9 protein-coding genes are annotated in these 12738 nt (G+C 34.5%); 6 read left to right on the forward strand and 3 right to left on the reverse strand.

The genetic code is table 11. The features are described 5' to 3' along the window. Window positions 1-5: 5 nt before the first annotated feature. Genes glmS through DU428_RS03630 form a run of 3 tightly spaced genes read right to left on the reverse strand, consistent with a single transcriptional unit; the run spans window position 6 to window position 4293 of the window. Window positions 6-1853, reverse strand: a complete 1848-nt coding sequence (glmS, locus tag DU428_RS03620) for a glutamine--fructose-6-phosphate transaminase (isomerizing) (protein ID WP_072347527.1) — start codon at window positions 1851-1853, stop codon at window positions 6-8. A 25-nt stretch (window positions 1854-1878) separates the two neighbouring features. After that, window positions 1879-3468 (reverse strand): DUF4270 domain-containing protein, encoded by a 1590-nt coding sequence (locus DU428_RS03625; protein WP_113965818.1) that lies wholly within the window; start codon window positions 3466-3468, stop codon window positions 1879-1881. 15 nt (window positions 3469-3483) lie between these two features. Next, the gene (locus DU428_RS03630; RefSeq protein ID WP_072347523.1) at window positions 3484-4293 is read right to left on the reverse strand and encodes a glycogen/starch synthase; all 810 of its coding nucleotides are present in this window, start codon (window positions 4291-4293) and stop codon (window positions 3484-3486) included. 170 nt (window positions 4294-4463) lie between these two features. Here DU428_RS03630 and panC point away from each other — a divergent pair, with 170 nt between their 5' ends. The 6 genes from panC to ileS all read left to right on the forward strand — a co-directional run bounded on the left by panC (window position 4464) and on the right by ileS (window position 12738). Continuing rightward, window positions 4464-5312: a pantoate--beta-alanine ligase gene (gene panC / locus DU428_RS03635; RefSeq protein WP_072348842.1), complete on the forward strand. Its 849-nt coding sequence runs from the start codon at window positions 4464-4466 to the stop codon at window positions 5310-5312. Between the two features lie 13 nt (window positions 5313-5325). Beyond that, complete coding sequence (panD, locus tag DU428_RS03640; protein WP_072347521.1) at window positions 5326-5676, forward strand: aspartate 1-decarboxylase; 351 nt, start codon at window positions 5326-5328, stop codon at window positions 5674-5676. Window positions 5677-5678: 2 nt separating this feature from the next. After that, window positions 5679-6632 carry a lysylphosphatidylglycerol synthase transmembrane domain-containing protein gene (locus tag DU428_RS03645; protein WP_072347519.1) on the forward strand — a complete coding sequence of 318 codons (954 nt, stop codon included), beginning with the start codon at window positions 5679-5681 and terminating at the stop codon, window positions 6630-6632. Between the two features lie 40 nt (window positions 6633-6672). Continuing rightward, window positions 6673-7821, forward strand: coding sequence for an alpha/beta hydrolase (locus DU428_RS03650; RefSeq protein WP_072347517.1), 1149 nt, complete (start codon window positions 6673-6675; stop codon window positions 7819-7821). Between the two features lie 84 nt (window positions 7822-7905). Next, window positions 7906-9264 carry a DNA repair protein RadA gene (gene radA / locus DU428_RS03655; RefSeq protein WP_072347514.1) on the forward strand — a complete coding sequence of 453 codons (1359 nt, stop codon included), beginning with the start codon at window positions 7906-7908 and terminating at the stop codon, window positions 9262-9264. A gap of 69 nt (window positions 9265-9333) precedes the next feature. Continuing rightward, window positions 9334-12738 (forward strand): isoleucine--tRNA ligase, encoded by a 3405-nt coding sequence (gene ileS / locus DU428_RS03660; protein WP_113965820.1) that lies wholly within the window; start codon window positions 9334-9336, stop codon window positions 12736-12738.

The raw sequence follows: 12738 nt of genomic DNA on the forward strand, positions 1-12738 counted from the left end.
ATCTGTTACTCTACCGTTACAGATTTTGCCAAGTTTCTAGGTTGGTCTACGTTTCTATCTAGCATTACTGCTATATGATAAGAAAGTAGTTGTAAAGGAATGGTAGTTAACAATGGTGTTAGAGATTCTAAAGTATTAGGAACTTCGATTACGTGATCTGCTAATTCTTTTACTTCTTCATCTCCTTCTGTAACAATACCAATAATTTTTCCAGATCTAGATTTAATTTCTTCGATATTGCTTACCACTTTTCCGTAGTGCGGATTATTTACAGCTATCACATAAACAGGCATTTGCTCATCAATTAAAGCAATTGGTCCGTGTTTCATTTCAGCAGCAGGATATCCTTCAGCGTGTATATAGGAAATTTCTTTTAATTTTAAAGCGCCTTCTAAAGCTACAGGGAAGTTATATCCTCTACCTAAATATAAAGAGTTTTTAGCATCTTTATATTGTTTGGCAACTATTTGTATGTGTGCGTCAGCTTTTAATGCTTTTTCTATCTTTTCAGGGATTAATTCTAATTCTTGTAAGTGGTGGTGGAAATCGGAGTTAGACATATTTCCTTTCACTTTTGCCAATTTTAGCGCTATAAGCGTTAATACCGTAATCTGTGTAGTAAATGCTTTTGTGGAAGCAACACCAATTTCAGGTCCGGCATGTGTATAAGCACCTGCATGTGTTTCTCTAGCAATAGAAGAACCTACTACGTTACAAACACCAAATACAAAGGCACCGTTTTGCTTAGCAAGTTTAATTGCAGCTAAAGTATCTGCTGTTTCTCCAGATTGTGAAATAGCAATTACAACATCTTTATTGGTGATAACAGGATTTCTGTATCTAAATTCTGAAGCATATTCTACTTCCACAGGAATTCGAGCTAAATCTTCAAATATATATTCCGCTACTAAACCAGCGTGCCATGAAGTACCACAGGCTACAATGGTAATTTTGTCTGCTTGGGTGAATTTTTCAATATTATCATCAATACCAGCCATTCTGATAATACCTTCGTTAGCTAAAAGTCTTCCTCTATAAGTGTCACGAATTGCTTCTGGTTGCTCATGAATCTCCTTTAGCATAAAGTGTTCATAGCCTCCTTTTTCAATTTGCTCTAGACTTAATTGCAATTCTTGTACATATGGAGCCACTAAAGAGTCATCTTTAATTTTTCTTATTTTGATTCCTTTTTTGATTCGGATAACAGCCATCTCTTCATCTTCTAAATAGATAGCTTGTTTGGTATATTCAATAAAAGGTGATGCGTCACTGGCAATAAAATATTCATTTTCTCCAACACCAACTGCTAAAGGACTCCCTAAACGAGCAATTACGATCTCGTCTGGTTTGTTTTTGTCCATAACAGCTATTGCGTAAGCTCCTACGACTTGATTTAGAGCAATTTGTACTGCTTTGCCAAGTTTTACCTTTTCTTTAATTTTTATGTCTTCAATCAGGTTGATTAGAACTTCTGTATCTGTGTCTGATTTGAAAGTATAACCTCTATTGGTTAATTCTGTTTTGATAGAGGCATAGTTCTCTATAATTCCATTATGTATGATTACTAGGTCTCCAGAATTAGAGTAATGTGGATGTGAGTTTACATCATTTGGTACACCATGAGTAGCCCAGCGTGTATGTCCGATACCCACATTACCAGCGGTAGACATTTCGCTTTCTAAACGTTTTTGTAAATCTGCAACCTTTCCTTTGGTTTTAGATACATTAATATTTTTACCGTCATATAGGGCTATTCCAGCACTATCATAACCTCTGTATTCTAATCTTTTTAGACCCTCAAGAACAATTGGGTAGGCCTCTCTGTGACCTATGTAACCTACTATGCCGCACATAATTTTATATTGTTTTTAATGTTTTTTATTCTGTACAATCTCCATCTTCTTTGATACAAGAATAAAAAACTTCTAATTGAATTCTTTTATTTTCAGCAACATTTATGTTTCCACCGTGTAAAACCGTTCCTTTAGGAGACATTACGCTACCGGATGTTATTTTTTCTTCGCTATCTAAAATACTATAATTAAATAACTCATTAATATTGGTTGTTACCATAAGACCTAGTTTTAAGTTTGTAGAGTCTTTCAGTAAGATATTGTTTAAGTGTTCTGTCATTCTCACTTTGTATTTCACTCCATTACCATCACTATCTCTTTCTAAAACGGTTGAGTGAAAACTTTTTGATGATCTTGGGTTATTTACATCTGCTACATCCATATAATAATCTACTAGCGCAGCATCGTTTTTCAGGTCGTAAAGAATTACTCTTTCTGGCTGAAAGTCTTTGTTTAAACCGGCAGTTTGATCTACATGAAAAACAATATTAGCTTCGTTGATTAGCCATTTGTCTTTTTTGCTTTTGAAGTATTCGTAAGCATCTTGTTCTACTCCGTTAACGGTAATATTTCCTTTGAATAAATCTATGATAGCCATAGATCCTTCGCCACCTTTTAAATATAGTTTTTCATCTCCATCGGTAGTATTTGCGGAAGCATCTGCATCTGCAATAACTGTATTTGTTTGGTCGTTTTTAAAAATATTGAAACGGTTTCCGATGAAATTCAAGTTAAACACTTTAGGCACTCTTATAGGGTTTCCTTCGTCGTCTATTTCGGTACCGTCTGTAGTATATTTTACTTGAATTTTGGCTTTGCTAAAATCTAACAGTGTCATATTTCCAAAATCGGCTCCATCAATAAGGGAGGTTTTAAAGTACAGTCCTCTAAAATAATCTTTGAAGTTATTAGAGTTGCTTAATTCTGGATGTGTTAATGTGTCGCCTACTTTTAAAAGGTCTTCCCAGAAAGCAATATCTGTAGTATTTAAATATAAGCTAGGAGCAATAAGTTCTTCTCCTTCTTCAGAAAGATCTGTATCTATTTCGTCGTCGCTTGCAATAAATTGCTCGTCTTTAAATAATAAGGTGCTTTCGTCAAAAGTAATTCCGTTTCCGTTGGAGTAGTATTTTTGAAACTCTTCAATGTTTTCCGGATTTAGGTCTCTTAAGAAATAGTTGTTTTTAAAAACCTCTAATTTAATTGGTACATCTCCAAATAAGGAGTCTATTTTATATTCGCTTTCCCCTGAAGCGTCGAATTCTTTTTTAGAGTGATAAGGAATGATAAGCATTACAGAGTCTATAGCTGCATTCGTTCCGAAGTCTGGGTTATATCCGTTTGGTAAAACCTGTGTTACCACATTTGCTGTGGTGAATCCGTATATAGGATCTTTATAAACCCCTAATAAGTTAGAGGAAAGATTGTTTGTTTGTACCGGGTTCAGTTTTTGGTTATACGTTAAAACTGGAAATCTTATAGATGGCGTATTAAAATTTTCCGATCCTTTTATGTCGCTATCAATATTTGTGAAATCCTTATCACAGCCAATAAAAGCAATGGTTATAAATAACAAGGTGCTTGTTATTTTAAGGGCTTTAAATGTTTTCTTCATAAGTAATTTTTGATGCTATTTTAATACTTCTGTGTTGTAGAAGTTAGTGTAAGCTTCACTAAATTCATCTTTTCTTTTGTAAGCAAGTACTGGTTTTTTAGAATCTTCTAAATGTTTAGTTATGTCTTCTGGCAATTCTTCCGAACCAACAATTAAAGCGTCAGAATAATCTATAGCAACCTTCATTAAGTTTGTGAAAGTTGGTTTTTCTAGCGTTTTAATAGCTTCGCCATTAATGTTATCGAATTTCACCTTGTTAGACATATCTTTGTTTAACGTTCCTTCAAAGTTTTGATTGTAAATAGAAGTAACTATTTTACTATCATTAAATAAAGGTTCGTCTTTATAGTACTCTCTAAGATATAATGGCAATAAAGATGCCAACCAGCCATGCACATGAATAATATCTGGTGCCCAGTTTAGTTTTTTAACAGTTTCTATTACTCCTTTAGCAAAGAAAATAGCGCGCTCATCATTATCTGAAAATAATTTTCCATCCTCATCTGTCAATGTAGCTTTACGCTTAAAGTATTCGTCGTTGTCAATAAAGTATACTTGAATTCGCTCTTTTGGTATAGATGCTACTTTAATAATTAGTGGCATATCTAAGTCGTTAATCACTAAGTTAATACCAGAAAGTCTAATTACTTCGTGTAGTTGATGTCTTCTCTCATTAATATTACCATATCTAGGCATAAATATTCTAATTTGCCCACCTTGTTGGTTTACCATTCTAGGTGTTTCAAATGACATAGATGAAATTTCTGTTTCTGGTAAATAAGGTACTACTTCAGATGATACGTATAATATCCTCTTATCTTTCATAAAGTTTTTTTTAAAGTTTTATGTAATTCGCAATGCGCTTTCAAAGCAATAAGCTCATTTAATGTACTTGCAGTTTTTGATAATCAAAATAAAAATCAAGCAAAAATACAAAATTTTATGCAGTTTGTTGGTAAAATATTAAGTTTGCACTCGCTAATTTAATGTTAAAGGTGAAGATATTTACAGAATTAAAACAAATAAAAAAGTTTATTGAGCAATTAAAGCTAGATAAACAAAGCGTTGGATTTGTGCCAACTATGGGAGCTTTGCACCCTGGACACCTCTCTTTGGTATCCGAAGCTCTTGCAAATAATGACGTTGCTGTTGTGAGTATCTTTGTTAATCCTACGCAGTTTGATAACGCCGAAGATTTAGAAAAATACCCAAGAACTCTAGAGAATGATGCGGCACTTTTACGAACACTTTCTCCAGATATCTTGATTTATGCCCCAACTGTAGAAGATATTTATCAAAATAATGTTGCTGCTGAGCAGTTTAGTTTTGATGGATTAGAAAATGAAATGGAAGGAAAATTTAGACCAGGACATTTTGACGGAGTAGGAACTATTGTAAAACGACTTTTTGAAATTGTAACTCCAGATCATGCTTATTTTGGTGAAAAAGACTTTCAGCAATTAGCCATTATTAAAAAGCTAGTTGAAAAACATCGTATACCTGTAAGAATTATTCCTTGTGCCATTCATAGAGAGGTAAGCGGTCTAGCTATGAGCTCAAGAAACACTAGGTTGAAACCAGCTTATAAAGAAGCAGCTCCTTTTATTTACAAAACCTTAGAGTCTGCTAAAGAGCAGTTTGGCACAAAAAGTGCTAATACAGTTACAGAATGGGTTCATAGTGAATTTGCAAAGCATGATTTATTAGAATTAGAATATTTCATTATTGCAGATGCAGAAACCCTAAAAACCGTAAAAAGAAAATCTAAACAAAAAAAATACAGAGCGTTTATTGCAGTTTATGCTGATGACATCAGATTAATTGATAATATCGCGCTAAATTAATTATCTTTGTCTTATGCAAATACAAGTAGTAAAATCTAAAATTCACAGAGTAAAAGTAACAGGTGCAGACCTAAATTATATTGGTAGTATTACTATTGACGAAGATTTAATGGATGCAGCTAATATTATTCAAGGTGAAAAAGTACAAATTGTTAATAATAACAATGGTGCTCGTTTGGAAACATACGCTATTCCTGGACCTAGAAATTCTGGGGAAATAACATTAAACGGAGCAGCAGCAAGATTAGTTTCTCCAGGTGATGTGCTTATCTTAATTACTTATGGTTTTATGGATATAGAAGAAGCTAAAACCTTTAAGCCTTCCTTGGTTTTCCCTGATGAGGCTACTAATCTTTTAAAATAAGGATGCATAGATCGCTAAAGAAAATATTAAAAATCACACTCCCAATTTTATTGGGAGTTTTTTTAATAGGCTATTCGCTATCCAAGCTTTCTTTTAGTGATCTTCTAAGTTATTTTAAGAGTGCCAATTACGGTTGGATTGCTCTAGGTTTGTTCTTTGGACTTCTAAGTCACCTTTCTAGAGCCTATAGATGGTTATTTCAATTAGAGCCTTTAGGTTTTAAGGTAAAACTACCAAATAGTATTATGGCGGTGTTTGTAACGTATCTTATAAACTATACGATTCCTAGAGCGGGTGAGGTTGCTAGAGCATCTATTTTGACCAATTACGAGGGGGTTCCTTTTGAAAAAGCAATAGGAACTATTGTAGCAGAGCGTATAGCCGATTTGATAATGATATTCTCCATTATTTCTATCACGCTATTCCTTCAGTTTGATTTTATTTATGGTTTTTTGTCCGATACATTCAATCCGAACTTGATTATAGTCGGCGTTGTTTTATTAGTAATCCTGTTTGTAATCTTCACCTTATATATTAAAAAGAGCAAATCAGCTATAGCTATAAAAATTAAAACATTTGTTACTGGTTTACTAGAAGGCACTTTGAGTATTTTTAAGATGCAGAAGAAATGGGCGTTTATTTTTCATACCATCTTCATTTGGGTTATGTATTTGCTCATGTTTTATGTTACTACATTTTCGGTAGAAGAACTTCATGGAATAGGCTTAGGAGCTATTTTAGTAGGGTTTATATCGGCAAGTTTTAGTGTTGCAGCTACCAATGGCGGAATTGGTTCTTATCCAGTTGCTGTTTTTGCTGCTTTTTCCATTTTCAGTATAGCTAAAGAGCCAAGTATTGCGTTTGGATGGATCATGTGGACCTCACAAACCCTTATGCTTATTGTTCTTGGCGGACTTTCTTTATTATTCTTACCAATCTACAACAGAAATAAATAATTTCTTAACTTGCCTCTTTTCAAATCCTAAATTTTTAAAGATGAAGTTATTAATCTACGCTTTTTTATTTCTTTTTACTACTCCTTTCCTATATGCGCAAGCACAATTTGAAACTTTCGAATCTAAAAAACTGAATGATACTCGTGAAATCCAAATTCAGCTACCTAGAGGTTATGAGTTTAATACTGATAAAAACTATCCTTTAATTGTGGTTTTTGATGCCGATTACATGTTTAAGTTGGTTGCAGGGAATGTAGATTATTTGTCTTATTGGGAAGATATGCCAGAAGCGATAGTTGTAGGAGTTAATCAGTATAACAAGCGTAGAGACGATACCAGATATTCGCAGCAAAACTCACTTCCAATAGAAGAAGGTGCAAATTTCTTTGAATTTGTAGGGATGGAGTTGATTCCATACATAGAAAAACACTACCGAATTGAAGATTTTAAAGTAGCTGTAGGGCATGGTGAAACGGCAAATTATATTAACTATTTTATGCTAAAGCCGGCACCATTATTTCAGGCATACATAAGTATTAGTCCGGATTTAGCTCCAGACATGCTAAATTATATTCCGGAAAGACTTCAGAAATTTAATAGCAAATTGTTTTATTATTTAGCAACTTCTAATAATGATGTAAAATCTATAAAAGAAAGAACCCAAGCTTTAGATGCGAGTATCGCTGCTATTGAAAATAAAAACGTTCTTTATAATTTTAAAACTTTCGAAGAACCTTCGCATTATGCTTTACCGGCGCATGTTGTGCCTAAAGCATTAGAAAGTATCTTTTTAGTTTTTCAGCCTATAAGCAGAAAAGAATATAGAGAAACCATCTTGAAGTTAGAAGGATCTCCGGTGACTTATCTATTAGATAAATACCAATCTATTGAAGATTTATTCGGAATTAAAAAACAAATACTAGTTAATGATTTCAATGCAATTGCAGCAGCAATAAACAAAACGGAACAATTTGCATATTATGAAGACTTATCGAAAGTAGCACGTAAGCAATACCCAGAAACGCTGCTAGGAAACTATTATTTAGCCCGTTTTTATGAAGAAACCAATGCGCCTAAAAAGGCCATGAAAGCCTATCATGCAGCCTATGCTTTTGAAGAAATTGCTGGGTTAACAAAAGATATGATGTTAGAAAAAGCAGAGGAAATTAAATTAGATTTCGGTTATTAATTAGTTTTGTGAAATTTTAGAAACCTAATTTAGGTTTAATAACAAGTGTAAAATTAAGAGATTCCTATTTTGTAGGAAGTAAGCATGGCTAAAGTAAAAACAACTTTTTTTTGTCAAAATTGCGGTACACAATTTGCTAAATGGCAAGGGCAATGTACTGCCTGTAAGGAGTGGAATACTATTGTAGAGGAGGTGATTCAGAAACCAGAAAAAAGTGACTGGAAAACACCAAGCTCGGTAAAAACACGAGTTTCCAAACCGTTAACTATCAATGCAATTGACTCTTCGGAAGACGCAAGATTAAATACCCAAGACCAGGAATTTAATAGGGTTCTTGGGGGCGGAATTGTACCTGGATCTTTAATTCTTTTAGGAGGAGAACCTGGAATAGGAAAAAGTACCTTACTGCTTCAAATTGCATTAAAACTTCCGTATAAAACCTTATATGTTTCTGGTGAAGAAAGTCAGAAACAAATAAAAATGCGAGCGGAGCGTATTCATGCGAATAACGAAACTTGTTATGTTTTAACCGAAACCAAGACACAAAATATATTTAAGCAAATAGAAGCACTAGAGCCAGATATTGTGGTTATAGATTCTATTCAAACTTTGCATAGTGATTATATTGAATCTTCTTCCGGAAGCATTTCACAAATAAAAGAATGTACTACAGAGCTAATTAAATTTGCAAAAGAAACAGCGACTCCGGTAATTTTAATCGGGCATATCACCAAAGACGGAAATATTGCAGGGCCAAAAATTCTAGAGCATATGGTAGATACTGTTTTGCAGTTTGAAGGCGACAGAAATCATATTTTTAGAATTTTAAGAGCCAATAAAAACCGATTCGGATCTACAAGTGAGATTGGTATTTATGAAATGCAAGGCTCCGGTTTAAAAGAAGTTTCTAATCCGAGTGAAATCTTAATCTCCAAAAAAGACGAGGAACTATCTGGAAATGCGGTGGCTTCAACCCTAGAAGGACTTCGACCTTTAATGATTGAAGTGCAGGCATTGGTAAGTACTGCAGTTTATGGAACCCCACAACGAAGTGCCACTGGTTTTAACGCAAAAAGACTAAATATGCTTTTGGCTGTTTTAGAAAAACGTGCAGGCTTTCGTTTGGGGGCAAAAGATGTTTTCTTAAATATTACCGGGGGTATTTCGGTAGATGATCCAGCAATTGATTTGGCTGTGGTTGCAGCTATTTTGTCCTCTAATGAAGACGAAGCACTCCCTAAGGATTATTGCTTTGCAGCAGAAGTAGGTTTGTCTGGAGAAATTCGTCCGGTACAACGCGTAGAGCAGCGTATTTTAGAAGCAGAAAAGCTAGGTTTTTCAACCATTTTTGTTTCTAAATACAATAAAATAGCCCTTAAAAATACCGCTATCAAAATTCAATTGATTTCTAAAATCGAGGATTTAGTAAATTTTATAGTTTAAAAAGCTATAATGCAAGGCCTAATTTCTTAAAAATCCTTAATTTCGCAACTCTTAAAAGTAAAAGACAAAATGAGCACGACATTTCCTGAATACAAAGGACTTAACTTACCAAAAGTAGCAGAAGAAATCTTAAACTATTGGGAAGAAAACAACATCTTCGAAAAAAGTGTAACCACTCGTGAAGGAGCAGAACCATTTGTGTTTTTTGAAGGACCACCTTCAGCAAACGGTCTTCCAGGAGTACATCACGTACTTGCACGTGCTATAAAAGATATTTTTCCGCGCTATAAAACCATGAAGGGGTATCAAGTAAAGCGTAAAGCTGGTTGGGATACGCATGGTTTGCCAGTTGAACTTGGTGTAGAAAAGGAATTAGGAATTACTAAAGAAGACATTGGTAAAACCATTTCTGTAGAAGATTATAATGCAGCTTGTAGAAAAGCAGTTATGCGTTATACCGATATTTGGAATGACCTTACCAACAAAATGGGCTACTGGGTAAATATGGATGATCCATATATTACTTACGAACCTAAATACATGGAGTCTGTTTGGTGGTTGCTTAAGCAAATTTATAATAAAAGCTTATTATATAAAGGGTATACCATCCAACCATATTCACCAAAGGCAGGTACTGGACTTAGCTCGCACGAGTTAAACCAGCCAGGAACCTATCAAGATGTTACCGATACAACGGTTGTTGCGCAATTTAAAGCAAACGAAGATTCGCTTCCAGACTTTTTACAAAACGAAGGAACCATTTACTTCCTTGCTTGGACGACAACTCCTTGGACACTTCCAAGTAATACCGCATTAACGGTAGGGCCAAAGATTGATTATGTGTTAGTTGAAACTTATAACCAATATACTTTTGAGCCAATCAATGTGGTTGTTGCGAAGCCTTTAGTAAACAATCAGTTTGACGGAAAGTTCAAGCGTGTGGAAACAAAACCAGAATTATTAGCGTATACATCTGGCGATAAAAAGATTCCATACTTCGTTGTTAAAGAGTTTAAAGGAAAAGATTTAGTCGGAATTACTTACGAACAACTTTTACCTTACGCATTACCTAACGACAATCCAGAAAATGCCTTTAGAGTAATTTCGGGAGACTTCGTAACTACCGAAGACGGTACAGGTATTGTGCATACCGCACCAACTTTTGGAGCCGATGATGCCTTGGTTGCAAAACAAGCAAGTCCGGAAATTCCACCAATGTTAGTGAAAGATGAAAACGGAAACCTTGTGCCACTAGTAGATTTACAAGGTCGTTTTCGTCCGGAAATGGGTGAGTTTGCCGGTAAGTATGTTAAAAACGAATATTATAATGATGGCGAAGCACCAGAAAGATCTATAGATGTGGAGCTTGCCATTAAATTAAAAGAAGAAAACAAAGCCTTTAAGGTTGAAAAATATAAACACAGTTATCCAAACTGTTGGCGTACCGATAAACCAATCTTATACTATCCATTAGATTCTTGGTTTATTAAAGTAACCGATATTAAAGATAGAATGTTCGAATTGAACGAAACGATCAACTGGAAGCCAAAAGCTACAGGAACCGGTCGTTTTGGAAACTGGTTGGCAAATGCTAACGATTGGAACTTATCTCGTTCACGTTACTGGGGAATTCCATTACCAATTTGGAGAACCGAAGATGGTACCGAAGAAATTTGCATTGGTTCTGTAGAAGAATTAAAAGCTGAAATGGCAAAAGCTGTTGCAGCAGGTGTTTTAGCAAAAGATATTTATGAAGATTTTGAAGTTGGAAACAACTCTGAAGAAAACTATGCTAAAATAGATTTACATAAGAATATTGTTGACGAAATTATATTGGTTTCACCTTCAGGAAAACCAATGAAGCGTGAGAGCGACTTGATAGATGTTTGGTTTGATTCTGGATCTATGCCTTACGCACAATGGCATTACCCGTTTGAAAACAAAGAGTTAATTGATGAGAATAAATCTTTCCCAGCAGATTTTATTGCAGAAGGGGTAGATCAAACAAGAGGTTGGTTCTATACGCTTCACGCTATAGGAACTATGGTTTTTGATTCAGTAGCTTATAAAAACGTGGTTTCTAATGGACTGGTTTTAGATAAGAACGGACAAAAAATGTCTAAGCGTTTAGGAAACGCTACAGATCCTTTTGAAACTTTAGAAACTTATGGAGCAGATGCCACTCGTTGGTATATGATTTCAAATGCAAATCCGTGGGATAACTTAAAGTTTGATGTAGATGGTATAGAGGAGGTAAGACGTAAGTTCTTCGGAACCCTTTATAATACCTATTCTTTCTTCCAACTATATACTAATTTAGATAATTTTAGTTACGCGGAAGCAGATGTACCATTAAGTGAAAGACCAGAAATTGACCGTTGGATTCTTTCCGAATTACATACTTTAATTCAGAAAGTAGATGCCTTCTATGCTTCTTATGAACCAACAAAAGCAGCAAGAGCTATTTCAGAATTTACGCAAGAGTTCTTAAGTAACTGGTATGTGCGTTTAAGTAGAAGACGTTTCTGGAAAGGAGACTATCAAACCGATAAAATTTCAGCTTACCAAACCTTATATACTTGTATGGTAGCTATCGCGAAGTTAGGTGCGCCAATTGCTCCTTTCTTTATGGATAGATTATATCAAGATTTAAATTCGGTAACCAAAAAGGAGCAGTTTGAAAGTGTACATTTAGCAAATTTCCCTGTTTATGACGAAAAGTTTGTAGACAAGAGCTTAGAGCGCAAAATGGAAGCGGCGCAAACTATTTCTTCTTTAGTTTTGTCCTTACGAGCGAAAGAAAAAATCAAAGTACGTCAGCCATTACAAAAAATAATGATTCCTATAGATTCTGTAGAACAAAAGGAAGAGATTTTAGCGGTTGCAGATTTAATAAAACACGAAGTAAATATTAAAGAAATTACGCTTTTAGAAGATGCTTCAGATATCTTAGTAAAACAAATAAAGCCTAATTTTAAAGCCCTAGGACCTCGATTTGGTAAGGATATGAAGGCCATTGCTGCGAAAATTCAGCAATTTACCGCTGAAGACATCAAAATAATCGAACAAAGGGGTAGTTTAGATATTGAAATTAACGAAAAAAGTCTTACATTAGAACTCACTGATGTAGAGATTACATCTCAAGATATTGAAGGTTGGCTTGTAGCAAATGAAGGAAACTTAACCGTTGCTTTAGATGTTACAATTTCAGAAGAATTACGCGAAGAAGGAATTGCACGTGAGCTCGTGAACCGCATTCAAAATTTACGTAAAGACTCTGGATTTGAAGTTACCGACAGGATTAATGTTCAGCTTCAAAAAGACGACCAAATTGTTAAGGCAATAGCGTCTAATATGGATTATATTAAAACCGAAACCTTAACCGAGAAGTTAGAAATTGTAGAACAATTAAATAATGGTATAGAAATAGCGTTTGATGCTGTAAATACCAGATTATTTATTATTAAAAATTAG

Origin of the sequence: Oceanihabitans sediminis, from assembly GCF_003337215.1 — a bacterium.
GTDB lineage: Bacteria > Bacteroidota > Bacteroidia > Flavobacteriales > Flavobacteriaceae > Oceanihabitans > Oceanihabitans sediminis.

Excerpts from the sequence above, each read along its gene's own strand:
- glmS (WP_072347527.1), bottom strand. The coding sequence starts at position 1,853 with ATGTGCGGCATAGTAGGTTACATAGGTCACAGAGAGGCCTACCCAATT.
- DU428_RS03625 (WP_113965818.1), bottom strand. The coding sequence starts at position 3,468 with ATGAAGAAAACATTTAAAGCCCTTAAAATAACAAGCACCTTGTTATTT.
- DU428_RS03630 (WP_072347523.1), bottom strand. The coding sequence starts at position 4,293 with ATGAAAGATAAGAGGATATTATACGTATCATCTGAAGTAGTACCTTAT.
- panD (WP_072347521.1), top strand. The coding sequence starts at position 5,326 with ATGCAAATACAAGTAGTAAAATCTAAAATTCACAGAGTAAAAGTAACA.
- DU428_RS03645 (WP_072347519.1), top strand. The coding sequence starts at position 5,679 with ATGCATAGATCGCTAAAGAAAATATTAAAAATCACACTCCCAATTTTA.
- DU428_RS03650 (WP_072347517.1), top strand. The coding sequence starts at position 6,673 with ATGAAGTTATTAATCTACGCTTTTTTATTTCTTTTTACTACTCCTTTC.
- radA (WP_072347514.1), top strand. The coding sequence starts at position 7,906 with ATGGCTAAAGTAAAAACAACTTTTTTTTGTCAAAATTGCGGTACACAA.
- ileS (WP_113965820.1), top strand. The coding sequence starts at position 9,334 with ATGAGCACGACATTTCCTGAATACAAAGGACTTAACTTACCAAAAGTA.